Here is a 22,673-nt window from a genome sequence, read left to right as displayed (position 1 = left end):
CCGCGAGGCTCCGCCCTGCCGCCACGCACCGAAACCCCCGCCGGTCCCCGCCGCCGCGCCCGGCGGGGACCGGCCCTCACAACCCCCCGCCGGGCGGGGGCCGGCCCGTACGCCCCCGCCCCTCACCATCTGCCGAGGTCAAAGTGACGACCCCCACCCCGGACGCCCCCACCTGGCCCGAGGAAGCCGCCGCCCGCTACCGCGCCGCCGGCTACTGGCAAGGCGAGACCTTCGCCGAGATGCTCCGCGCCCGCGCCGAGTCCCACCCCGACCGCGTCGCCGTCACCGACGGCGACCGGCACTGGACGTACGGAGAACTCCACACCCGGGCCGCCCGCCTGGCCGCCGGGTTCGCCGACCGCGGCATCGCCAAGGGCGACCGCGTGGTCGTCCAGCTGCCCAACGTCGCCGAGTTCTTCGAAGTGATCTTCGCGCTCTTTCGCATCGGCGCGCTTCCCGTCTTCGCCCTCCCCGCGCACCGCGAGACGGAGATCCACTACTTCTGCGAGTTCACCGAGGCCGTCGCCTACGTCATCCCCGACCGGCACGCGGGCTTCGACCACCGCGACCTCGCCGGCAAGGTCCGCGCCGAGGTGCCCACGCTCCGGCACGTCTTCGTCGTGGGCGAACCCGGTGAGCACACCCCCCTCCGCGAGGTCCCGCTCCCCGACACGGAGTTGAAGGCCGAGGCCCCGGCCCCCTCGGACCTCGCCTTCCTCCAGCTGTCCGGCGGCAGCACCGGCGTCCCCAAGCTGATCCCGCGCACCCACGACGACTACATCTACTCGCTCTGGGGCTCCAACGAGCTGTGCGGCGTCACCGAGCACTCCGTCTACCTCGTCACCCTCCCCGCCGCCCACAACTTCCCGCTCTCCTCCCCCGGTTCGCTGGGCATCCTGTACGCCGGCGGGCGCGTCGTGATGTGCCCGCAGCCCGACCCGGACACCGCGTTCCCCCTCATCGAGCGCGAACGGGTCACGATCACCGGGGTCGTCCCGCCGCTCGCCCTGGTCTGGACGGAGGCGGGCGCCGCCACCTCGTACGACCTCTCCAGCCTCGATGTGCTTCTGGTGGGCGGTGCGAAGTTCAGCGAGGCGGCGGCCCGCCGGGTCGGACCGGCCCTCGGCTGCACCCTCCAGCAGGTGTTCGGCATGGCCGAGGGACTGGTCAACTACACCCGGCTGGACGACGACCCGGAGACGATCGTCACCACCCAGGGCCGTCCGATCTCCGCCGACGACGAGATCCGCATCGTCGACGACGCCGACCGGGACGTCCCGGACGGCGAGCCGGGCCACCTCCTGACCCGAGGCCCGTACACCATCCGCGGCTACTGGCGCGCCCCCGAGCACAACGCCCGCTCCTTCACCGCCGACGGCTTCTACCGCACCGGTGACATCGTCCGCCGTACCCCGAGCGGCCATCTGGTCGTCGAGGGCCGGGCGAAGGACCAGATCAACCGCGGCGGCGAGAAGATCGCCCCCGAGGAGATCGAGAACATCATCCTCGGCCACCCCTCGGTGCACGACGTGTCCCTGGTCGCCGTCCCCGACGACTACCTCGGCGAGCGCACCCTCGCGTACGTGATCCTGCGCGCCGGCGCCGAGCCGCTGAAGTCCCTGGCGATCAAGAAGTTCGTACGGGAGAAGGGGCTCGCCGCGTACAAGATCCCCGACCTCGTCGAGTTCGTGACCGCGTTCCCGCAGACCGGCATCGGCAAGATCAGTAAGAAGGACCAGCGGACGATCGCCACCGCCCCCCAGGCCTGACCCGCCGCGAACGCACCACCCCCGCAACTTCGAAAGGCCCCGCTCATGGCTCTCCCCGCCGTCGTCCCGTACCCGATGCCCACCCCCGACGAGCTGCCCGACAACCGCGTCGCGTGGACCGTCGACCCGCAGCGGGCGGTGCTGCTCGTCCACGACCTGCAGAACCACTTCCTCACGGCGTACACCCCCGACACTTCGCCGACCAACGAACTCCTGGCAAATGTGGCCGAGTTGGCCAAGGCGGCGAGGTCGGCGGGCATCCCGGTCCTGTACTCCGCGCAGCCAGGGGGGCAGACTCCGGCCGAACGAGGTCTCCAGCAGGACTTCTGGGGTCCCGGCCTGCCGGACGACGAGCACGCGAAGGCGATCGCGGGGCCGGTCGCGCCCGAGCCCGGCGACACCGTGATCACCAAGTGGAAGTACAGCGCCTACGTCCGCACCGACCTGGAGGAGCGGATGCGCCTGGCGGGCCGCGACCAGATCGTCATCGTCGGCGTGTACGCGAACATCGGGGTGCTGATGACGGCCTGCGACGCGTGGATGCGGGACGTGCAGGCGTTCGTCGTCGCGGACGCGGTGGCGGACTTCTCCCGCGAGGACCACGACGCGGCGCTGCGGTACGCGGCCGGCCGGTGCGCGGTCGTCACCACCACCGAGGACGTCAAGAACACCGTGCTGAAGGGAATCTGACGACATGACAGGCACCGGACCCACCGCCCTGACCGTCGAACGGATTCGCGCGGACGTCGCCGACGTCCTGGGCGAGGACCCCGAGGACATACCCGTCGACGAGAACCTGGTCGACTACGGCCTGGACTCGATGCGCATCATGTCGCTCGTCGAGCGGTGGCGCCGAGACCACGGCATCACGACGACCTTCGTCGACCTGGCGGAACGTCCCGCGATCGAGGCCTGGGCGCCTCTCCTGGGGGCGGTCTCATGACGGCCCCGCACGAGCCGGCCGCGAACCCGCCCGCCCTGGACGGCCTGGACGCGCCGGCCGCGCACCCGTCGGCGCCGGCCGCCCCGGCCCTCTCCACGCCCGGCCGGCCGCCGTTGAAGCTGACCGCCGCCCAGTCGGGCATGTGGTTCGCGCAGGCGCTGGATCCGCTGAGCCCGGCACAGAACACCGCCGAGTGCCTGGAGATCCACGGCCCCGTCGACCCGGAACTCTTCGCCACGGCGCTCCGCCAGGTCGTCACCGAGGCCGACTCCTTGCGGATGCGGGTGGTCGACGGGGACGAAGGACCGCGCCAGTGGGAGGTCGAGGACCTCGAACTGCCCCTGCACGTCAGCGATCTGCGCACCTCGTCCAATCCGTTCGCGGACGCGTACGCCTGGATGCACGCCGACCTCGCCGTGCCGTTCGACCTGGCGACGGGGCCGCTGTTCGCGCACGCGCTGTTCCGCGTCGCGGACGACCGGTGGCTCTGGTACCAGCGGGTGCACCACATCGTGATGGACGGTTTCGGGTACTCGCTGCTGGCCCGCCGCACCGCCGAGGTGTACACCGCGCTCACCGACGGTCTCGCGCCGCCGACGAGCCCGTTCGCCCCGCTGTCCGACCTGGTCGACGAGGACGCCGGCTACCGCGTCTCGGAGACGTACGACAAGGACCGCAGGTACTGGGACGGCGCCTTCGCCGACCGGCCCGAGGCCCCCACCCTGGCCGGGCGCACCGCGCTGCCCTCGCGCACCTTCCACCGCCGCAGCGCGCACCTCTCTCCCCTGGCCACCGACCAGCTCCGCGAGCTCGCCTCGTCGATCAAGGCGACCTGGCCCGAGGTGCTGATCGCCGCGCAGGCGCTGTACGTGTCCCGGGCCACCCACAGCGCCGAGGTCGTCCTGGGCCTGCCGATGATGGGCCGGATGGGCTCGGTGGCGCTGCGGGTGCCCGGCATGGTGATGAACGTGCTGCCGCTGCGGCTCACCGTCGCCCCCGGCGCTACGTTCGCCGAGCTGACCCGGCAGGTCGTGCTGGGCATCCGGGCCGCCCGCCGCCACCAGCGCTACCGGTACGAGGACATCCGCCGCGACCTGGGACTGCTGGGCGAGGGCCGCTCGCTGGTCGGCCCCCTGGTCAACGTGATGCCGTTCGACTACCAGCTGACCTTCGCGGGCGCCCGCACCGAGGCGCACAACCTGTCCGCGGGCCCGGTCGACGACCTGACGGTCAACGTGTACGACCGCACCGACGGATCCGGTCTGCGGATCGACTACGACGGCAACCCGGCACTGTACGAACCCGACGAGCTGGCCCTGCACCAGTCCCGCTTCCTGGAGCTCCTGGAGCGCATCGCCGACTCCGGCCCGCACGCCCAGCTCGCCGCACACACGATCGCGCGCGAGAGCGAACTCACCCTCGTGCTCGACGGGTTCAACGCGACCGGGCGGACGTTGCCCGCCACCACGCTCATCGGCCCGATCGAGGAGCAGGCGGCCCGCACCCCGGACGCGACCGCCCTCGTCTTCGGCGACCAGCAGCTGACGTACGCGGAGCTGAACGCGCGGGCGAACCGGCTCGCCCACCACCTGGCGGAGGCGGGGGTGCGCCCCGGCGCCCTCGCGGCGGTCGCCGTGCCCCGCTCCCTGGACCTGGTGGTCTCGCTCCTCGCGGTGCTCAAGGCGGGCGGCGCGTACCTGCCGCTCGACCCGGACTACCCGGCGGACCGGCTCTCCTACATGCTGGCGGACGCGGAGCCCGCCTGTGTGATCGCCGACCGCGCCGACCGGACGCCGGCCGCCGGCATTCCCGTCGTCGCCCTGGACCGGCTGGACACGGCCCACCACCCGGACCGCAACCCCGCTCCCGGCCTCACCCCCCAGGACCCGGCCTACGTCATCTACACGTCCGGCTCGACGGGCCGCCCCAAGGGCGTCGTCGTCGGGCACGCGGCGATCGACAACCGGCTGCGCTGGATGCAGCACGAGTACACGATCGGCCCCGGCGACCGGGTGCTGCAGAAGACTCCGTCCGGCTTCGACGTGTCGGTGTGGGAGTTCTTCTGGGCGTTGCGGGTCGGCGCGACGCTCGTCGTCGCGGAGCCGGGCGGCCACAAGGACCCGGCGTATCTCGCCCGCGTCATCAGCGAACAGGCCGTCACCGCCTGCCACTTCGTGCCGTCGATGCTCCAGGTGTTCCTCGCCGAGCCCGCCGCCTCGACGTGCACGGGCCTGCGGCACGTGTTCTGCAGCGGTGAGGCGCTCCCCCGCGAGACCGTCCGCGAGTTCGGGCGGGTGCTGGGCGGCGTACCGCTGCACAACCTGTACGGGCCGACCGAGGCCGCCGTCGACGTGACGTACCACTCCTGCGACCCGGACGGGGCGGGTCCCGTCCCGATCGGCAAGCCGGTGTGGAACACCCGGCTGTACGTCCTGGACGCGGCCCTCCAGCCGTGCCCGCCCGGCGTACGGGGCGAACTCTTCCTGGCGGGCGTGCAGTTGGCCGACGGTTACCTCGGCCGTCCGGCGCTCACCGCGGCCCGGTTCGTCGCCGACCCGTACGGCGCGCCCGGCGCGCGGATGTACCGCACCGGTGACCTCGCGCAGTGGACCGGCTCGGGCGAGATCGAATATCTCGGACGCACCGACCACCAGGTGAAGCTGCGCGGACAGCGCATCGAACTCGGCGAGATCGAGGCGGAGCTGGCACAGGATCCGACGGTCGGCGCGGCCGGCGTCCTGGTCCGAGAGGACCGTCCGGGCGACCAGCGGCTGGTCGGCTACGTGACGCCCGCCGCGGGCGAGCAGGCCCCCGACCCGGAGGCGCTGCGCGCCCGGCTGGCGCGTACGCTCCCCGAGCACATGCTGCCCGGTGCCATCGTCGTCCTGGCCGACTTCCCGCTCAGCCCGAACGGCAAGCTGGACCGCAAGGCCCTGCCCGCCCCCGCGTTCACCGGTTCGGGCGACGGGGGCAGGGCGCCGGCCAACCACCGCGAGGAGACCCTCACCCGGCTCTTCGCCGAGATACTCGGGGTGGCCAGGGTCGGTGTCGACGACGCCTTCTTCGACCTCGGCGGGACCTCGCTGCTCGCGGCCCGTCTGGTCGCCCGGGTGAGGGACACGCTCGGCGCCGAGCTCACCATCGGCACCCTGTTCCAGGCCCAGTCCCCGGCGTCCCTGGCCGCGCAGCTCGACGCGGGGAACGCGGAGTCGGACCACGCCCTGGACACCCTGCTGCCACTGCGGGCCGCCGGTGACCGCACCCCGCTGTTCGCGTTCCACCCGGCGGGCGGCATCAGCTGGTGCTACTCGGGGGTGTTGTCGCGGCTCGATGCGGGCCAGCCGGTGTACGGGCTCCAGGCCCGCGGTCTGCACGGCGAGGGCCCCCTGCCCGCGACCATGGAGGAGATGGCGGCCGAGTACGTCGACGCGCTGCGCACGGTTCGCCCGCACGGGCCGTACCGGCTGCTCGGCTGGTCGGTGGGCGGCGTGCTCGCGCACACGGTCGCCGTGCGGCTCCAGGAGGCGGGCGAGGAGGTGGAGTTGCTGGCCCTGATGGACGCCTACCCGTCCGACCAGTGGCAGGACTCGGCGATCCCGGCCGAGGCCGACGCCCTGACGGCGCTGCTTCGGATGGCGGGGTACGACCGCACCGACGAGCTGACCCGCGAGGACGTGCTGGCCACCCTGCACCGGGAGGGCAGCGCACTCGCCGGGCTGCCGGACCGCACACTGTCCGCGGTGGTCGACATCGTGGTCAACAACGCCCGGCTGATGCGTGCCCACACCCACCGGCGCTTCGACGGCGAGGTGCTGTTCTTCACGGCGGCAGCCCCGCGCGAGGAGAGCTGGCTGACGCCGAACGCCTGGGCACCGTACACCGGCGGGCTCGAAAACCACGAACTGGACTGCCTGCACCCGGAGTTGACCCAGCCGGGTCCCCTCGACGAGGTGTGCGCCGTGCTCGCCGCCCGACTCAAGGAGTTGGACCACTCATGACGACGTCACCCTTCGACGCCCCCGACCAGGAGGCGGGCGGCGAGCCCACGCACCTGCTGCTGCGCAACGGGCAGGGCGCACACTCGCTGTGGCCGGTGTTCCGCGCGGTGCCCGAGGGCTGGGAGACGGTGCACGGCCCGGCCCCGTACGGCCAGTGCGTCGCGCGTCTGCAGGAACCGCCCGGGTAGGGAGAGCGACGGGACCACGATCGAGGGGGCCGCCCGATGGGCGGCCCCCTCGGCTGTCAGCCGACTGTCACTTCAGCAACTCCACCAGGCCGTCGGCCAGTTCGGTGCGCCAGCACAGGTAGTCGTGCCCACCGTTGTACTCGCGGTAGGCGGCGTCGTCGTACCCCTTGCGCTCCAGGGTGTCGCGCAGCCGGCGTGCGGCGGGCAGGGCGACCCACTCCTGCTCGCCGACCGAGAGCCAGAACCGTACCGGCAGCCGCTCGGCGGCGGCGATCCGCCCGGTGAGCCACTCGCAGTCCGCGGGGTCGGGCCGGTCGGGCCACCAGAACGACCCTGACTGCGCGAGCACCCGGCCGAACCGCGAGGGCGCGGTCACCGCCGCGTACGCGGCGGTCAGCCCACCGAGGCTCTGACCGGCCACCACGGTCCGCGCGGGGTCCTCGGTCAGCGGCAGCCACTCCCCCGCCCAGGGCAGCAGCTCGTGCTCCAGGAAGCCGACGAAGCCTTCGTTGCAGGCGAGTTCGGCCCACCGCTGGTCCGAGTCCACCGACTCGGGCAGCAGGGCGACGAGCGGCGGGATCCTTCCGTCGTCGATGAGGTTGTCCAGGAGCGCCGCGACGTCGAGCCCCGGCTGCCACATCTCGCCGTCCATCAGCACCAGGACGGGCAGGTCGCTGCCGCCCCCCGGCGGCTCGTACACGTGCACCTGCCGTTCGTTGCCGAGCAGTTCGCTGCGTACGGTGTGCTCGCTGACCCTGCCGCGCGGGACCTCGTCGCGCCGTTGCCAGTCCGCGCCGTGCGGGGCCTCCGGCAGTTCCACGTACGACACCGGGGGGCCGCCCCAACGGCGGGTCAGCGTACGGGCGTTCAGCGGGTCCTGTTGCTGGCTGCCGCGCAGCCACGGCCAGTAGGCCGCTCCCTGCGGGCCGCCGCCCTCGTCCGCGCAGAAGCTGTACGTGGCCCGCCAGTCGGCCCGCATCCGCACCGACCAGTGCCAGATGTCCGTGCCGGGCACCCGCTCCATCAGGTTGCCCGCGAGGTCACGCGGGTCGACGATCTTGTTCGGCATGACCAGGACCGCCCGGGTGGCGTCGCCGCCCTGCCACAGGAAGGTCACCACGCGGTACGCCTCGTCCCCCGCCGGGTCGGGCTCGACCACCGGGGCGCCGCCCGCCTCGCGTACCGCTCCCCAGAAGTCGTCCGAGGCGAGGGCCCGCTCCAGCCAGCTGCCGGCCGCGCGGGCCACGGGCTCCGGCCGGGCGATACGGGGCGGCCTGCGGGTCGTCCCGACGGGCGGCGGGGCGGTCAGCGGCATGTGGGGCCTCCAGCGATCACTTCGACGACTGCCTCGGGACCTGCCGGCCGCCTCGGCTGATAAGGCTCACCTTACTTGCGGTGACCTCGGGTCGTTTCGCGCCCTGGTGACAGAATGGCCGCCATGGCAGGTTCCTCCGAAGAATTCGAGCCCGAGTCTGACCGGGTCACCCGGCAGCTGCGCGACGACATCCTCGACGGAGTGCGCCGTCCCGGCAGCAAGCTCGTCGAGCGGGAACTCGCCGCCGAGCTCGGGGTGAGCCGGCTGCCCGTCCGCGAGGCGCTCAGGGCACTGGTGGCGGAGGGCCTGGTGACCCCCCGGCCGCGCACATGGGCGGTGGTGCGGGAGTTCAGCCCCACGGACATCGCGGACCTGGACGAGGTGCGTTCCGCACTGGACACGCTCACCTTCCGCCTGGCCGCCCAGCGGCGCTCCCGCGCGGGGCTCGGCAAACTGCGCGCCGACCTCGACGCCGAGCTGGCGGCGGCACACCGCGGTGACGCGGTGACGGCGCGGCGCGCCGCGGCCGACTTCCACGAGACGGTGACCGAGCTGGCGGCGAACGACCTGCTGAGCGAGCTGGAAGGCACGCTGCGCAGCCGGATGCGCTGGCTGCTGGTGCGCCACGACGACCTCGTGGACGTCGCCCGGGAGCACGAGGAGCTCTACGACGCGATCGCGGCTCGGGACGTGCCCCGGGTGGAGGACCTGATCCGCAAGCACCTGGAGTCGGGGCGCAGCGCGGCGGCGGCACACCTACGGGCGTCCAAGGAGTAACGGACCGGGGCGCATCCGGGCGTCCAGGGAGGGACGGACCAGCACGCCTCCCGGCGTCCACGGAGGGAACGGACCGGCACACCTCCGGGCATCCAGGAAGGGAACGGACCGGCACGCCTCCGGGCGTGCAGGGAAAAACGGAGCGGTGTCCTCCAGCCGCACCCTCGCCCAAATTTTGGTATCCCATTTCTATTGACCACCCCTCGTCGACACCCGTAGCGTCCCCGTCACTTGCTCCAGAACCCGATTTCGTGGCCCGGAATCGCTGAGAAGGGTGGCTGACGTGACCACAGCTCAGACCGCATCAGGCACCAATGGGATACCAACCGGTGCCGGAGATGCGAGCGCCGCGACCCAGGACCCCGGCAGCGCCCACCCCGGCACCAGCCCCCGGCTCTACAGCCCCGACCTCGCGCCGACCCTGCGCGAGGGGCGCAGCTGGGGCGCCTACAACGTCTTCACGCTGTGGGGCAACGACGTGCACAGCCTGGGCAACTACGCCTTCGCGCTCGGCCTCTTCGCCCTGGGAATGGGCGTGTGGGACATCCTGGCGGCCTTCGTGCTCGCGTCCGTCTTCCTCTTCGTGCTGCTCAGCCTATCCGGCTACATGGGTTCCAGGACCGGGGTGCCGTTCCCGGTGATGAGCCGGATCGCGTTCGGCGTCCGGGGCGCCCAACTGCCGGCGGTCATCAGGGGCGCGGTGGCGGTCGCCTGGTTCGGCATCCAGACCTATCTGGCCTCCTCCGTGCTCTCCGCGCTCCTCGTGACCCTCGCGCCGGGGACGAAGGCGTGGGAGCAGCACTCCTTCCTGGGCCTCTCCGCCCTCGGGTGGCTCTCGTTCGTCGCGCTGTGGCTGGTGCAGGTACTGATCGTCAGTTACGGCATGAACGTCATCCGCAAGTACATCGCGGTGGCGGCGCCCGCCGTACTGGTGACGCTGCTGGCGCTGGCCGTGTGGATGTTCGCCAGGGCGGACTGGTCCATCGCGATGGACGCCGGAAATCCGTTCACCGGGGGTGACCGCGTCCTGCACGTGCTGGAGGCCGCCGCGCTGTGGGTGGTCATCTACGGTACGTTCGTCCTCAACTTCTGCGACTTCACGCGGTCCGCGAGGAGCAACCGTTCCGTCCTGGTCGGCAACCTCGTGGGCATCCCGGTGAACATGCTGTTCTTCGCAGGCATCGTGGTCGTCCTCAGCGGTGCCCAGTTCAAGCTGAACGGCCGGGTCATCACCAACCCCGCGGAGATCGTGCAGGCGATCCCCAGCACGTTCCTGCTGGTACTGGCCTCGCTCGCGCTCATCGTACTGACGGTCGCGGTCAATCTGATGGCGAACTTCGTGGCGCCCGTCTACACCCTGGTCAACCTCTTCCCGCAGAAGCTGAACTTCCGGCGGGCGGGCCTCGTCAGCGCCGTGCTCGGCCTGGTCATCCTGCCGTGGAACCTCTACAACAGCCCGGTCGTCGTGGAGTACTTCCTCGGCGGGCTCGGCGCGTTCCTCGGCCCGGTCTTCGGCATCGTGATGGCCGACTACTGGCTGATCCGCAGGGCCCGGGTGCACGTCCCGCACCTGTACACCGAGGACCCGGCGGCCAGTTACGCCTACCGCTCGGGCATCAACCCCCGCGCCGTGACCGCGCTCGTACCCGCGGCGGCCGTCGCCGTCGCCGTGGCATTCGTCCCGGCCCTGTCCGCCGCATCCGGCTTCTCCTGGTTCGTCGGCACCCTGCTCGCCGCGCTGTTGTTCACCGTCCTCCCCGGCCGGCCCCGGGGACCCCACGCGGACGTGGACGGCGAGCACATCGCCGTACCCAGCGCGTAACACCTCCCACGTCGTACACCGTCAGAGACAGGAACACCCATGCGGCTGCTGGTCGTCAATGTCAACACCACCGAGTCGATGACGAGGAGCATCGGGGCGCAGGCGGCGGCCGCCGCCGCGCCGGGCACGGAGATCGTGCCGCTCACCCCGGCGTTCGGCGCAGAGTCCGTCGAAGGCAACTACGAGAGCCACCTCGCCGCGGTCGCCGTCATGGAGGCCGTGCGGGCCTACCCGGAGCCCTTCGACGCGGTGATCCAGGCGGGTTACGGGGAGCACGGCCGCGAGGGGCTCCAGGAACTGCTCGACGTGCCGGTCGTCGACATCACCGAGGCGGCGGCCTCGACAGCGCAGTTCCTGGGCCGCAGTTACTCGGTGGTGACCACGCTCGACCGGGCGGTCCCGCTCATCGAGGACCGCCTGGCGCTCGCCGGTCTCGCCGCCCGCTGTGCCTCGGTACGGGCGAGCGGACTGGCCGTACTGGACCTGGAGAGCGACCCGTCCGCCGCGGTGGAGGCCATCGTCGAGCAGGCCGTACTGGCCGTCGAGCAGGACCGCGCGGAAGTCGTCTGCCTGGGCTGCGGGGGGATGTCGGGCCTGGCCGAACGCGTCGTCGAGCGCACCGGCGTCCCGGTGGTGGACGGTGTGACCGCGGCGGTCACCGTCGCCGAGTCCCTGGTCAGGCTGGGCCTCAGCACCTCCAAGGTGCGTACGTACGCCCCACCCCGCCGCAAACACTTCCGCGCCTGGCCGCCGACGCCGGCGGCAACGAGCACGCGCTGACCCCCGAAGCTGACCCCCGAAGAAGCACCCGAACCCGCTCACCGCCCCGCGGCCTCCCCCTCACTCCCGCTCTCGCCCTCGGCCAGCAGCCGCAGCGCATCGAGCGCGACGACGCTGCCGCGTGCGACACCCTCGGCGACGACGTCCCGGTGCGGGTCGTAACCGCCGGTGGCCTTGGCGTCGGCGAGTTCGTCGGCGTTCACGCCGTCGATGACCAGGACACCGCCCGCGACAAGACCGCGGGTGGATGCCAGGACCAGGAGCGCGGAGAGTTCCATCTCGATCGCGACGATCCCGGCCCGGGTATACGTGTCCACCGGCAGCTCGGTGAAGCCGGGCTGGAAGGCGGCGCGGGTCCACACCACGCCGCGGTGGTACGGGGCCGCGGCCTCGCGGGCGGCCCGCTGGAGCGCGAGGACGCTCTCCGGGGCGGCGAAGGCGGGGTACTCGGGCGGCAGCAGTTGCCCGGTGACGCCGTCGTCACGTACGGCGGCCTCCGCGATGACGAGGTCTCCGTCACGGATGCCGGGTGCGACGGCGCCTGCGGTGCCGAGCCGCAGGACGGTCCGCGCGCCTGCGTCGGCAAGTTCCTGGAACAGCAGGATCGCGCCGGGTGCGCCGACGCCGTGCGAGGCCACGGTGACCGGGGTGCCCTTCCACAAACCGGCGAAAACGCGGTACTCACGGTGATGGGAAACCTCCCGCGACTCCTGCAGGAGCGCGGCGACGGCTGCCGCACGCGCGGGATCGCCCACGACGACCGCGCGAGGGGGCAGCCCGGTCCGGGGCATACGGGTGATGGGCAGCAGATCCTGCGTCATGGTTCGGACACTCCGGCGTGAGGTCGGACACGGACACGCCGGCGTCGGGCCGTCGCGGGGAACAGTGCGGTCAGCGTAACGAGGCGCGGGGCCAGAGCCCGAAAAAGCAAAAAACCCCTGTTCGACAGGGGTCTGAGCTGGTGTCCGAGGGGGGACTTGAACCCCCACGCCCGATAAAGGGCACTAGCACCTCAAGCTAGCGCGTCTGCCATTCCGCCACCCGGACAAGGTGTTTGCCGTGTGAGCCGGTGTGTTCCGGCCCGTTGCGACATGGAAAACAATACCAGGGGTTCACGGTGGGTTTCACCCGCGTATTGCATGGTCAGTGACCTGCGGCCGGTCTTGCGGGAGGTGGTCCGGACCTCGTCCGGCGGGGAGAGTCCGCTGTTCCTCGCGCCGGAGCGAGGGCGGGGGCGTGCTTCGGCACCGTGCGCCCCTGGTGGGGGCTGTGGGGCGCACGGTGCCCGACGCGGCTGAGCGGGTGTTCGAGCTCATGGCCGGCCGAGCTCACCCCGCCGACGTGGCTCTGGTGGCCGCGCTCGCGCAGGGAGAGCAGTCGTAGTACTAATGGCCGCGGCTCGCGCAGCGAGTGCAGTCGCGGGTCAGTGGCCACGCTCGCGCAGCGAGTGCAGGTGGGCGCTGGACTTGCGGGCGAAGGCGAGCGAGTCGGTGGGGTTGTCGTGTTCGACCTGCCAGTGGTGGTCGCGGCCGCGGTGGGTGCGGTTGACCGCCGAGATGAAGCGCTTGTAGTCGATGTCTCCGTCCCCGACGTCCGTCATGCGGTAGCCGTCCGTGGCGGCGGCGTCGTGCTCGCCGTCCTTGACGTGGAAGAGCGGGTAGCGGTGGGGCTGCTTCAGCACGTAGCGCAGCGGGTCGAAGGGGGCCGGGGTGCCGTCGACCCGCTTGGAGAAGCGGAACTGCGCGACGTACGCCCAGTAGATGTCCATCTCCAGGTGGACCAGGCGGGGATCGGTCTCGGCGAGGAGCACGTCGTACAGGCGGGTCTTCGGGTCGTCCGTGGCGAAGGAGAACTCCTCGGCGTGGTTGTGCTGGTAGAACTTCATGCCGCGCTTGCGCGCCGCCTCGCCGTACGTGTTGAAGTCCTCGGCGCAGCGCTTCCAGCCGTCGACGGTCGCGCCGTAGCGCCAGGGGCCCGAGGCCGTGCCGATGTGCTCCAGGCCGAGGGTCTGGGCGTCGTCGAGGACCTTGTTGAGGTTCTGGGCGAAGGTGTACGCGTTCGGGTTGCCGTCGTCGTAGTACCCGACGTGGCTGCCGATGCCCCGCAGGCCGTGGTCGCGGGCGAGGCGGCGGAGCTGGGGCAGGGTGATGGCGCCGACCGAGCCCTGGGTGTAGCCCGCGTACTCGACCTCGTCGTAGCCGTACAGCTCCAGCTCCGCGAAGACCTTCGCGAAGCCGAGGCTGGCGACCTTGTCGCGCAGGGAGTAGAGCTGGATGCCGAGCCGGCCGGGCGGGAGTACGGGCCGGCCGCTGCGGCCCTTGTCCTGGGAGGTGCTCCGGGTTGTCGCCGCCGTTGCCGGGGTCGCGGCGGCGGCGCCCAGCAGGGCTGCCGCGGTCGTTCCGGCGGCCACTCCGAGCATGTTCCGCCTGGAGAGGCGGTGAGAGAGCTCGGGATCGTGCACGGACTTGTTGGTGTTGCGGGGCATGCGGGCTCCTTGAGTGGGTGTGCGGGACGGTCCAGGGGGGCGGGGCGCGGGGCTCGCGGGTCCGGGGCGGGCCCCGGTCAGGCGGCCCCCGTCACGGGGGAGGTGTCAGTGCAGGCCTGCCAGCCGGAGCAGCAGTGCCTTCACCTCGGTGGCCTCGGTGCGGCCGTCGAGCGCGTGGGGGGTGGAGCAGAGGATGAGCGGACCTTCGTCGTCGCTCGCGGGGAGGCGGCCGTGGCTGCCCCGGATGGGCGTCGGGTCCAGGGGGACCACGGCCATCCGGTAGCGCATGCCGAGTTTCTTGCGGGCCACCGCGGTGGCCGCCCTGACCCGTACGTACGGGTCGAGGGGGTCGAGGAAGAGCTCGACCGGGTCGTAGCCGGGTTTGCGGTGGATCTCGACGAGCTGGGCGAAGTCCGGGGCCTTGGCGTCGTCGAGCCAGTAGTAGTACGTGAACCACGCGTCGGGGGAGGCCACCGCGACCAGTTCGCCGGAGCGGGGGTGATCGAGCCCGTGGGCCTTCTTTCCCTCGTCGTCGAGGAGCTCGTCGATCCCCGCGAGGCCGGCGAGCGCCGCCCGGGTGGCTTCCATGTCCTCGGGCCTGCGGACGTAGATGTGCGCGATCTGGTGGTCGGCGACGGCGAACGCCCGTGAGGTCATCGGGTCGAGGTACTCCATGCCGTCCTGCGTGTGGACCTCGATCAGGCCGGCGCGGCGCAGGGCCCGGTTGATGTCCACGGCGCGCGAGACGCGGGTGATCCCGTACTCGGAGAGCGCGACGACGGTGCGCCCTGCCGCCTCGGCATCGTCCAGGAGCGGTGCCATGACCGCGTCCAGGTCGGCTGCCGCGCGGTACGCCCTGGGGTCGTCGGGGCCGTAGCGCTGGAGGTCGTAATCGAGGTGCGGGAGGTAACAGAGGGCCAGGTCGGGCTGGTTCGTACGGAGGATGTGGCGGGTCGCGTCGACGATCCAGCGCGAGGAGGTGAGGTCGGCTCCCGGGCCCCAGAAGTGGAAGAGCGGGAACGTGCCGAACTTCTCGGTCAGTTCGTCGTGGAGGGCCGGCGGACGCGTGTAACAGTCGGGCTCCTTGCGGCCGTCGGCGTAGTAGACGGGGCGCGGGGTGACGGTGATGTCCGTGTCGGCGCCCATCGCGTACCACCAGCAGATGTTGGCGACGGTGTAGTCGGGGTGCACGCGGCGGGCAGCGTCCCAGACCTTGTCGCCGGAGACCAGGCCGTTGTGCTGGCGCCAGAGGAGCACCTCGCCCAGCTCTCGGAAGTACCAGCCGTTGCCCACGATGCCGTGTTCGGCCGGGGCGGTGCCGGTGAGGAAGGTGGACTGCGCCGAGCAGGTGACGGCGGGCAGGACGGTGGTGAGGGGCGCCCGGGAACCGGCTTCGGCGAGCTTCTTGAGGCGGGGCATGTGGTCGAGGAGGCGCGGGGTGAGACCTACGACGTCCAGAACCAGGAGCGGGGTGGGGCGCGGGGGCGACGCGGGGGCCGAGGAGGAGGCGGCAGCGGCAGCGGCAGCGGCAGCGGCAGCAGCTGGAGCTGGAGCATGGGAAGGAGTGGGCGGTGTGGGCGGTGTGGACTGGGTGGACGGTGTGGACTGTGAGGTCACGGAAGCTCCTTCAGGCCCAGGTCAGCCAGGAGGTCGCGGGCGAGTGTGAGTTCGGCGGCGATGCCGTCGGCGAGCTGGGCGCGGGTACGGGGCCGAAGCTCCTGCGGGAGGGCCTGCCAGGTGTACGTCTCGACCTCAAGATGACGGGTCAAGGGGTGCCCCGACGGACCGCCCATGAGACGGGTCAGTACGTCCTGGAGGACGGAGAGGGTGGAGGTGAGGGGCGGCGCGGGCGGCGCGTGGAGGGGGACGTGGAAGTGGGCGCGCCAGGGGGAGGCGGTCGGGAGGGGGAAGGAGGGGGTCGCCTCTGTCGGGGGCGCTGCGGGGGTGAGCACCGGGGGGTCGGTGGTGGCGACCGTCAGGGGGTCGGTGGTGAGCGCAGGGGTGGTCGTGACGGTTACCCGGGGCGCTGGGTGGGCTGGGGACGCGGTGATGAGGGGTGTGGCGGCCGGAGTGATGACGGCGCCGGAAGCTGCGACCCGTGGGGGATCGCTCTCCCCGACGGCTCCGGACGCGGCGGCCCCCCGAACCACGCCCTCGCAGACGACCGCTCCGGGCGCGGCGGTCTCGCGCGAGTCCGCCCCGGGCAGTGCGACGGGCGGGGCGGTCTCACACAAGTCCGCCCCGGGCAGTCCGGCCGGCGGCGTGGAGGTCAAAGGTGCGGCGGCGGTCCGCGGAGTGAGCGCCTCGGGAAGGTCGTCCGTGCCGTGGAGGGTGTCCGGGGCCGTGCGCGTCTGGTGGAGGAAGCGGGGTTCCGCGAAGTGGGCGAGGGCGCTGCGGACCTCGGGGAGATGGGGGTGTTCCGCGTGCAGGGCGGCCGAGAGCTGGGCCTTGGCGATGGTGATGTCCGCCGCGGCCAGGGCGTTCAGGGCGGTGGCCGGGTCCTCGAAGGACGTCGCCAGATGGCAGGTGTCCACACAGACGCCGATCCGTGGGTTCGCCAGCTCACCGAGCGGGGCGATGGCGTCGGCCGTCGTCTCGATCGTGCAGCCCGGCTCGGGTTCCAGACCGATGCGGATGGACTTGCCGGTCAGGTCCTCCAGCGCGTCGAGGCGTTCGGCGAGGGTGGTGAGGGCCGCGCGGGCCGTGTCGGCGGCGGCGGGGTCCTGCTCGTACGGGATACGCCACGCCAGCGGCAGGGTGGAGATGCTCCCCTCGCTCACGTCGTCCGGGAGCAGCACGGCGAGGAGGCGGGCCAGGGTGGTGGTGTAGGCGAGGCGTTCCGGGTCGGTCCAATCCGGTTTGTACACCCGGTACTTGACCTCCTGCGCGCCGAACCCTTCGTACGGGAACCCGTTGAGGGTGACGACTTCGAGGCCGCGCCGGTCGAGTTCGGCGCGCAGGCCGCGCAGTGCCGCAGGGTCGGAGACCAGCGTGTGCGCGGCGGCCCTGGCCAGCCAGAGGCCGATACCGAGCCGGTCCCGGCCGAGACGCCTGCGAACGGGCTCGCAGTGGTCCCGGAGCTGTGCCAGCACGCCGTCGAGGGTCTCGGCGGGGTGGACGTTGGTGCAGTACGCGAGGTGGACGGTCGAACCGTCGGGGTGGCGGAAGCGCATGTGGGGTGTCCCCTTCCGGTGCCGCGCTTGGGGGCGTGAGAGGTGCGGAGCGCCGCTACTCCCCGCCGCGGAGGATGGAGTTGCCCTCGTGCAGGAGTGGCGAGGCCTCGGCGGCTGTCAGGTCGAGCCGGCCGCTGAGGCTGTAGAACGCGACCGGGTTGCGCCACATGACCTGGTCCACGTCGTCCTCTGAGAACCCGGCGGCGAGCAGCGCGTCGGCCGCCTTGCGGGTCATGAGGGGGTCGCTCCTCCCCCAGTCCGCGGCCGAGTTGATCAGGACACGGTCCGTGCCGTGCTTCTGGATGATCGCGACCATCCGGTCCGCGTCCATCTTGGTGTCCGGGTAGAGCGAGAAACCGAGCCAGCAGCCGCTGTCGGACGCCGCCTGCACGGTGGTCTCGTTGAGGTGGTCGACGAGGACCCGGTCCGGCGGCAGCTGCGACTCCCGTACGACGTCGAGGGTGCGGTGGAGTCCCGCGAGCTTGTCGCGGTGCGGGGTGTGGACCATGGCGGGCAGACCGTGCTCGACCGCGAGTTGGAGCTGGGCGGCGAGGGCGTGGTCCTCGGCCGGGGTCATCGAGTCGTAGCCGATCTCGCCGACGGCGACGACGGAGTCCTTGACGAGGTAGCGGGGAAGCTCGTCGAGTACGGGGGTGCAGCGGGGGTCGTTCGCCTCCTTGGGGTTGAGGGCGAGCGTGCAGTGGTGGGCGATGCCGTACTGGGCGGCGCGGAAGGGCTCCCAGCCGAGGAGGCCGTCGAAGTAGTCGAAGAAACTCGCGGGCGAGGTGCGGGGCTGACCCAGCCAGAAGGCCGGCTCGACGACGGCGCGCACCCCGGCGGCGTACATCGCCTCGTAGTCGTCCGTGGTGCGTGAGGTCATGTGGATGTGCGGGTCGAAGATGCGCATCAGGACTCCTCCGGGAGTGCATCGGGGCCGGGGGCGGGGGCGGAAACCGTTCCGGGGCCGGGAGCGGGTGCTGCTCCGGGGACGGGGGCGGGGACGGGGCCGGATGCCGTCCCGGCGTCGGAAGCGGGGGCCGTTTCGGGAGCAGGAGGGTCGGCCTGAGTCGTGCGGGCGAGGGCGAGTACGACGTGGAGGTCGGCGGGCACGGCACGGCCGGCGGCGGTGCGTTCGGCTGCGTAGTCGGTCAGCATGCGGGCCAGCTCCGTATCGCCTCCTGCGCGGTGGGCCAGAGCATGGACGGCGTCGACGGGGACGCCGGTGAAGAGGCACTTGAGAACGGCGTGCCGCCACGCATGCGGGTCCAGGTGGGTGGAGGCGTACGGTCCGACCGCGGCGGCGATCAGACGGGTGTCGTTGGCACGGAGCGCGTCCTCCACGAGAGGCAGGGCGGAGCCGTCCCGGACATGTTCGAGGTACGGCAGTGCCAGCAGGACCGCCTTGCGCTCGGCGGCCGCGCCCTGGGCGTAGAGCCGGTGGACGGTGACACGGTCGGCCTGAGCCGCACAGAGGAGAAGCACGCGGGCGGCGGAGGCAGCGTCGGGGGTCCGTGCGGGGGCCGGTGCGGAGATGGCGGACGACCCGTGGGCCGGGGCCGACCCTCCAGCCTGCCCCCCTGGTACGGCAGCCCCGGTCTCCCGCGCACGGCAGTGCCTGCCCGCCTCCGCGAATCGGGCCTCCCAGGTCGGCAGGGCCGTACGCCGCGCGCCGAAGCCCGTAACCCCCGTCGAAGCGTCCGCGGCCCGCGCCGAGGCATCCGAGGCCCCCGCCCCGGAACCTCCAGCCCCGGCAGCAGCCGCCCCTGCTGCCGCTGCCGCCTCCGCCAGTGCCTCGTGGAGCCATGCTCTCGATGCGCCTGTGAGCTGGGATTCGAGGGAGTGCCTCAGTGCGGTCAGGCTGCCGTCTGCGGTTGTCGTCACGGTGTGCCTTTCGCGGGTGCGGTGGTGGTGGCCCGGGGTGGCCGCTCCGAACGGTCCGGCCGCTGGATCCCCGTTGCCGCCTTGCTCAGGAACTCCATGGAACTGCGGGCCAGTTCGGGGCCGGCGTGGGAGTGGCGGGGCAGTTCGACCACCGTCAGGCCCTGGTAGCCGGTCTCGGCCAGAGCGGCCAGGACCGGTGGAAAATCGATCTCGCCCTCGCCGAACGGCAGGTGCTCGTGCACACCGCGCCGCATGTCCTCGATCTGTACGTGACACAGCCACGGCGCCGCCTCGCGTACGCACTCGGCGGGCGAGGCCGGTTCCAGGCACTGGCAGTGGCCGATGTCCAGGGTGAGCCCGAGCTGTCGCGGATCGTCGAGGGCACGGCGGAGCTGGTGGAAGTCGGCGAGGGTGGCCACCAGATGGCCCGGTTCGGGTTCCACGGCCAGGGGAATGCCGGCCGACGCCGCCGCTTCCAGCACAGGAGCCATGGAGTCCACGAGCCGCTGCCACGCGACCTGCGCCGGCGTGCGGGCAGGAGCCGTACCGCTGAAGCAGTGCACGGCGTGGGCCCCCAGGTCGGCGCCGACCCGTACCGCCGTACGGAGGAGTCCGGCCCGCGCGCTCCGATCCGCCGGGTCCGCGTCCAGGAGGGTGGGGCCGTGCTTGCGACGAGGGTCCAGGACGTAGCGGGCACCGGTCTCGACGGTGACGGTGAGACCCAGCCTGTCCAGCCGCGTGGCCAACTTGGTTGTCAATGCCGGTAGTTCCGGTGACATCGGGTCGAGGTGCATGTGGTCGAGCGTGAGGCCCACACCGTCGTAGCCGAGGTCCGCGAGGAGCGCCAGAGCGTCGTACAGCCGCAGATCCGTGAGGCCGTTGGTGCCGTAGCCGAAGCGGAGAGACCTCTCGCGGGGCGGGTGAGGGATTTCGCGGGGCGGGTGAGGGCTCTCACGGGGCGGCTGAGGACTCTCCGGAGGCGGTACGGGGCTCGCCGAGGGTGGTATATGGCTCGCCGAGGGCTGCAGAGGGTTCACGTGGGGCTCACCTTCCGCGCGAGGCGGCGGGCCACGGGGGCCAGCGCGAGCAGCGCCGCCCCCGTTCCCAGCGCGCCGGACCTGGCCGCCAGGGCCGCCTGGAGCGGGATCATCGCGCGGATGCCTCCACCGACCGCCCGCTGGGTGAGGGGCGGGGACGGATTGAGCGCGGCGTGCAGGAGGGGCAGGCCTGCGGTCCGCAGATAGGTCGCTGCGAGAACACGGGCCACGGCGCGGCGGGCCAGGGGATCGGGCCACGCGCCGAGCTGCCCGCCGACACCCCGCCGATCCCCTCCCGGCCGCGCCGGACCCGACGAAACAGCGGCCGTCCGCACGGCCGAGCGCACACTACCGCCCTCGTTCGGGGCGGTGCCCCTTTCCGCCCCTCGGGAGAGACCGATCGCGATGGCGGCGACCGTGCCAAGGGCCCCTGCGGGGACCGCCGTTGAGCCGCCCTGGACCTCGTGCCGGGACACCTCCGTCACTCCGTAGGTGTGCGCGGCGAGCAGGGCGGCGGCGGACAGCGCGTGCGCCGCGTGCGCGGACGGAAGCCTGCTGGCGGTGGCCGCCCGGTCGGCAGGACTCGCCCCTCCGCGGCCCGAGCGGGGCGCACCGCCCCCGGCCGGGCGGAAGGACCCCGTCGCCGTCGCCCCCATCAGCAGGTCGAGTGCTCTCGCGGTCGCCATCGCCGCCGGGGCCAGCGCCGTGTGCTTGAGTTTCAGGTCGTACGCCCAGACCGTCGCGGTGACCGCCGACGCCACGGCCAGCGTGGGGCGGCCTGCCCGCGAGGCCAGCAGGAGACCTGCGGCCGACAGGGCCCCGGCGGCCGAGAGCGCGGCGGTCGGGGAGATGCGGCCGGACGGGATCGGGCGGTGCGGCCGGTCGATCGCGTCCTCCGCGCGGTCCGCCCAGTCGTTCAGGGCCATGCCCGCCTCGTACAGACAGAGGGAGGAGGCGACGGCGAGCGCCGTGCCCCTGTTCGGGCGCACGGCGAGCGCGGCAGCGCCTGCGAGCGCGTCCCCAGGTACGGTCAACAGGGCCGACACGCGGAGGAGTTCGAGCCACGCCTGGGTGTGCGCGCCGCGCGGCCCCGTCATGCGGCCCCGCCCGCCAGCACCGTACCGAAGGCCACGAGGTCCGCGTACTGATCGGCCAGTGCGGCCGAGCCTTCGCCGTCCGGGTCCTTGAAGTAAAAGGCAAGGGCGGGCAGCGGTCCGGACAGGCCGCGTTCGTGGGCTCGGGCGAGGAGCCGGACCAGGTCCAGGACCAGGGGGGCGGCGAGCGCCGAGTCGCAGCCCTGCCAGGTGGTCTGGAGCGTCATTCGGGAGCCGAGGAAACCCTCGAAGGCGATGTGGTCCCAGGCGGTCTTCCAGTCGCCGAGCGCGGGAACCTCGTCGATGTGCACCTGCCCCTGCGGGAGTTGGCCGAGGGTGTCGGTCAGGACGCGGTTCTTGCCCGCGTTCTTGGCCGCCGCCGCTGCCGGGTCCGCGAGCGCGGCGCCGTCACCGCCGCCGAGCAGGTTCGTGCCCGACCAGGCCCGGACCGGGAGCGCACGCTGCAGGAACATGGGGGCGAGGACCGCGCGCAGGAGCGTCTGGCCGGTCTTGCCGTCCCGGCCGGCGTACGGCAGCCCGCTCGCGGCGAGGTCCGCCGCCAGGGCGGGTGCGTACAGGCCGGTGGACGGGGTGAAGTTGACGTACGGGCAGCCTGCGCGGATCGCCGCCGCCGCGTAGAGGGAACTGGGCGCGAGCGCCTCGTCACCCGGTGCGGGCTCGGTGGAGGACACGTTGACGACCACCACCCGTGACAGCCCGTGGCGGTCCCGGAAGTCGGTCATGTCGGCGGCGAAGGCAGAGATCAGCGCGTCGTGCGGCCTGCTGTCGCCAGGCAGCGGCCCGCCCGGCCTGATCTCCGCGTCCGCCGCGGCCAGTTCGGCGCGTACGGCTGCGGTCAGGCCGTGCGGCAGGACGCCGCCGGCCTCCAGTTCCTCGGCCCGTTTGGGCAGCGGGCAGCTCGCCGTGTCGTGGCCCCCGAAGACCAGTGCGGAGAGGGCCGGAAGTCCGGATGCCGCGAAGGGCGCGGTCTCGGTGACCATCCCGGTCGGCGGGTGCAGGCCTCCCGCGGTGGCCGCGCACCCCGCGACGGCGGTGGTGGCGACCGAGCCTCGTGCACCGACCAACCAGACGCCGGTACGGGCCGGGGCGGGAGAGTGGCGTTCGACATCTGTGGGCACGGCATCTGTGGGCACGGCGGAGCCTCCCTGCGCTGTAAAGCTGAAAGCACTGAAGTGGGTGGTGGAGGGGGAAGTCGCGGACTCGCGGGCGGGCGGGACGGCGGTGGAGGAAGAGACGGGGCAGAGGGGGGGGTGGGGCACGACGGGTGGCTGGTGAGGGGCGGTGGGGGGGGGGGGGCGAGCCACCCCCCCCCCCCGCCCTCGGCACGCCCCCGCCCGGCGCCGGGGCCGTCCCTACCCAGGATGTAGCGGGACCAAACCAGGGCCTCGGG

General features: G+C 72.5%; 18 protein-coding genes and 1 tRNA gene. 8 read left to right on the top strand and 11 right to left on the bottom strand.

The window, feature by feature from the left end; all coding sequences use genetic code 11:
- The first annotated feature begins 143 nt into the window (after positions 1-143).
- The 5 genes from ACIQM4_RS03405 to ACIQM4_RS03385 are packed head-to-tail and all read left to right on the top strand — an operon-like array spanning position 144 to position 6,898.
- Positions 144-1,769, top strand: coding sequence for a (2,3-dihydroxybenzoyl)adenylate synthase (locus tag ACIQM4_RS03405; RefSeq protein ID WP_401585297.1), 1,626 nt, complete (start codon positions 144-146; stop codon positions 1,767-1,769).
- 45 nt (positions 1,770-1,814) lie between these two features.
- The gene (locus ACIQM4_RS03400) at positions 1,815-2,459 is read left to right on the top strand and encodes an isochorismatase family protein (protein ID WP_401585294.1); all 645 of its coding nucleotides are present in this window, start codon (positions 1,815-1,817) and stop codon (positions 2,457-2,459) included.
- 4 nt (positions 2,460-2,463) lie between these two features.
- Positions 2,464-2,712, top strand: coding sequence for a phosphopantetheine-binding protein (locus ACIQM4_RS03395; protein WP_401585291.1), 249 nt, complete (start codon positions 2,464-2,466; stop codon positions 2,710-2,712).
- Positions 2,709-6,710, top strand: a complete 4,002-nt coding sequence (locus tag ACIQM4_RS03390) for an amino acid adenylation domain-containing protein (RefSeq protein ID WP_401585288.1) — start codon at positions 2,709-2,711, stop codon at positions 6,708-6,710. Before ACIQM4_RS03395 ends, ACIQM4_RS03390 begins: the two co-directional genes overlap by 4 nt.
- On the top strand, positions 6,707-6,898 hold the full coding sequence (locus ACIQM4_RS03385) for an MbtH family NRPS accessory protein (RefSeq protein ID WP_401585286.1): 192 nt from the start codon (positions 6,707-6,709) through the stop codon (positions 6,896-6,898). Before ACIQM4_RS03390 ends, ACIQM4_RS03385 begins: the two co-directional genes overlap by 4 nt.
- A 67-nt stretch (positions 6,899-6,965) precedes the next feature.
- Here the strand turns inward: ACIQM4_RS03385 and fes are convergent, their stop codons facing one another.
- Positions 6,966-8,213 carry an enterochelin esterase gene (gene fes / locus ACIQM4_RS03380; protein WP_401585283.1) on the bottom strand — a complete coding sequence of 416 codons (1,248 nt, stop codon included), beginning with the start codon at positions 8,211-8,213 and terminating at the stop codon, positions 6,966-6,968.
- A 123-nt stretch (positions 8,214-8,336) separates the two neighbouring features.
- Here fes and ACIQM4_RS03375 point away from each other — a divergent pair, with 123 nt between their 5' ends.
- The 3 genes from ACIQM4_RS03375 (at position 8,337) to ACIQM4_RS03365 (ending at position 11,592) form a co-directional block, all read left to right on the top strand.
- Positions 8,337-8,990 carry a GntR family transcriptional regulator gene (locus ACIQM4_RS03375; protein WP_401585280.1) on the top strand — a complete coding sequence of 218 codons (654 nt, stop codon included), beginning with the start codon at positions 8,337-8,339 and terminating at the stop codon, positions 8,988-8,990.
- Between the two features lie 283 nt (positions 8,991-9,273).
- On the top strand, positions 9,274-10,812 hold the full coding sequence (locus tag ACIQM4_RS03370; protein WP_401585277.1) for an NCS1 family nucleobase:cation symporter-1: 1,539 nt from the start codon (positions 9,274-9,276) through the stop codon (positions 10,810-10,812).
- A 39-nt stretch (positions 10,813-10,851) separates the two neighbouring features.
- Positions 10,852-11,592 carry an aspartate/glutamate racemase family protein gene (locus ACIQM4_RS03365; RefSeq protein WP_401585275.1) on the top strand — a complete coding sequence of 247 codons (741 nt, stop codon included), beginning with the start codon at positions 10,852-10,854 and terminating at the stop codon, positions 11,590-11,592.
- 38 nt (positions 11,593-11,630) lie between these two features.
- On the opposite strand, the gene ACIQM4_RS03360 is transcribed toward ACIQM4_RS03365, so the two are convergent.
- The 10 genes from ACIQM4_RS03360 to ACIQM4_RS03315 form a co-directional block, all read right to left on the bottom strand.
- On the bottom strand, positions 11,631-12,413 hold the full coding sequence (locus ACIQM4_RS03360) for a nucleoside phosphorylase (protein ID WP_401585272.1): 783 nt from the start codon (positions 12,411-12,413) through the stop codon (positions 11,631-11,633).
- A 138-nt stretch (positions 12,414-12,551) separates the two neighbouring features.
- Positions 12,552-12,639: transfer RNA gene (locus ACIQM4_RS03355), tRNA-Leu, on the bottom strand.
- A gap of 376 nt (positions 12,640-13,015) precedes the next feature.
- Complete coding sequence (locus tag ACIQM4_RS03350; RefSeq protein WP_401585269.1) at positions 13,016-14,077, bottom strand: sugar phosphate isomerase/epimerase family protein; 1,062 nt, start codon at positions 14,075-14,077, stop codon at positions 13,016-13,018.
- Between the two features lie 105 nt (positions 14,078-14,182).
- Positions 14,183-15,541, bottom strand: a complete 1,359-nt coding sequence (locus tag ACIQM4_RS03345) for an alkaline phosphatase family protein (protein WP_401586095.1) — start codon at positions 15,539-15,541, stop codon at positions 14,183-14,185.
- Positions 15,542-15,690: 149 nt separating this feature from the next.
- Entirely contained in the window at positions 15,691-17,250 is a 1,560-nt protein-coding gene (gene eboE, locus ACIQM4_RS03340) for a metabolite traffic protein EboE (protein WP_401585266.1), read from the bottom strand.
- Between the two features lie 55 nt (positions 17,251-17,305).
- Positions 17,306-18,157, bottom strand: coding sequence for a TatD family hydrolase (locus ACIQM4_RS03335; RefSeq protein ID WP_401585263.1), 852 nt, complete (start codon positions 18,155-18,157; stop codon positions 17,306-17,308).
- The gene (locus ACIQM4_RS03330; RefSeq protein ID WP_401586093.1) at positions 18,157-19,107 is read right to left on the bottom strand and encodes an EboA domain-containing protein; all 951 of its coding nucleotides are present in this window, start codon (positions 19,105-19,107) and stop codon (positions 18,157-18,159) included. Before ACIQM4_RS03330 ends, ACIQM4_RS03335 begins: the two co-directional genes overlap by 1 nt.
- Before the next feature lie 20 nt (positions 19,108-19,127).
- Entirely contained in the window at positions 19,128-20,060 is a 933-nt protein-coding gene (locus ACIQM4_RS03325) for a sugar phosphate isomerase/epimerase family protein (protein ID WP_401586091.1), read from the bottom strand.
- 104 nt (positions 20,061-20,164) lie between these two features.
- Positions 20,165-21,265, bottom strand: a complete 1,101-nt coding sequence (locus tag ACIQM4_RS03320) for an SCO3242 family prenyltransferase (protein WP_401585260.1) — start codon at positions 21,263-21,265, stop codon at positions 20,165-20,167.
- Positions 21,262-22,416 (bottom strand): inositol-3-phosphate synthase, encoded by a 1,155-nt coding sequence (locus ACIQM4_RS03315; protein ID WP_401585258.1) that lies wholly within the window; start codon positions 22,414-22,416, stop codon positions 21,262-21,264. The genes ACIQM4_RS03320 and ACIQM4_RS03315 overlap by 4 nt, the downstream gene beginning before the upstream one ends.
- Between the last annotated feature and the right edge of the window lie 257 nt (positions 22,417-22,673).

This window comes from Streptomyces sp. NPDC091272 (assembly GCF_044757485.1).
In the GTDB taxonomy this organism is placed as follows: Bacteria; Actinomycetota; Actinomycetes; order Streptomycetales; family Streptomycetaceae; genus Streptomyces.
Note: the sequence above shows the minus strand (reverse complement) of the source record. Positions and strands in the feature narration are given on the sequence as shown.

Excerpts from the sequence above, each read along its gene's own strand:
- ACIQM4_RS03400 (WP_401585294.1), top strand. The coding sequence starts at position 1,815 with ATGGCTCTCCCCGCCGTCGTCCCGTACCCGATGCCCACCCCCGACGAG.
- ACIQM4_RS03395 (WP_401585291.1), top strand. The coding sequence starts at position 2,464 with ATGACAGGCACCGGACCCACCGCCCTGACCGTCGAACGGATTCGCGCG.
- ACIQM4_RS03390 (WP_401585288.1), top strand. The coding sequence starts at position 2,709 with ATGACGGCCCCGCACGAGCCGGCCGCGAACCCGCCCGCCCTGGACGGC.
- ACIQM4_RS03385 (WP_401585286.1), top strand. The coding sequence starts at position 6,707 with ATGACGACGTCACCCTTCGACGCCCCCGACCAGGAGGCGGGCGGCGAG.
- fes (WP_401585283.1), bottom strand. The coding sequence starts at position 8,213 with ATGCCGCTGACCGCCCCGCCGCCCGTCGGGACGACCCGCAGGCCGCCC.
- ACIQM4_RS03375 (WP_401585280.1), top strand. The coding sequence starts at position 8,337 with ATGGCAGGTTCCTCCGAAGAATTCGAGCCCGAGTCTGACCGGGTCACC.
- ACIQM4_RS03365 (WP_401585275.1), top strand. The coding sequence starts at position 10,852 with ATGCGGCTGCTGGTCGTCAATGTCAACACCACCGAGTCGATGACGAGG.
- ACIQM4_RS03360 (WP_401585272.1), bottom strand. The coding sequence starts at position 12,413 with ATGACGCAGGATCTGCTGCCCATCACCCGTATGCCCCGGACCGGGCTG.
- ACIQM4_RS03350 (WP_401585269.1), bottom strand. The coding sequence starts at position 14,077 with ATGCCCCGCAACACCAACAAGTCCGTGCACGATCCCGAGCTCTCTCAC.
- eboE (WP_401585266.1), bottom strand. The coding sequence starts at position 17,250 with ATGCGCTTCCGCCACCCCGACGGTTCGACCGTCCACCTCGCGTACTGC.
- ACIQM4_RS03335 (WP_401585263.1), bottom strand. The coding sequence starts at position 18,157 with ATGCGCATCTTCGACCCGCACATCCACATGACCTCACGCACCACGGAC.
- ACIQM4_RS03320 (WP_401585260.1), bottom strand. The coding sequence starts at position 21,265 with ATGACGGGGCCGCGCGGCGCGCACACCCAGGCGTGGCTCGAACTCCTC.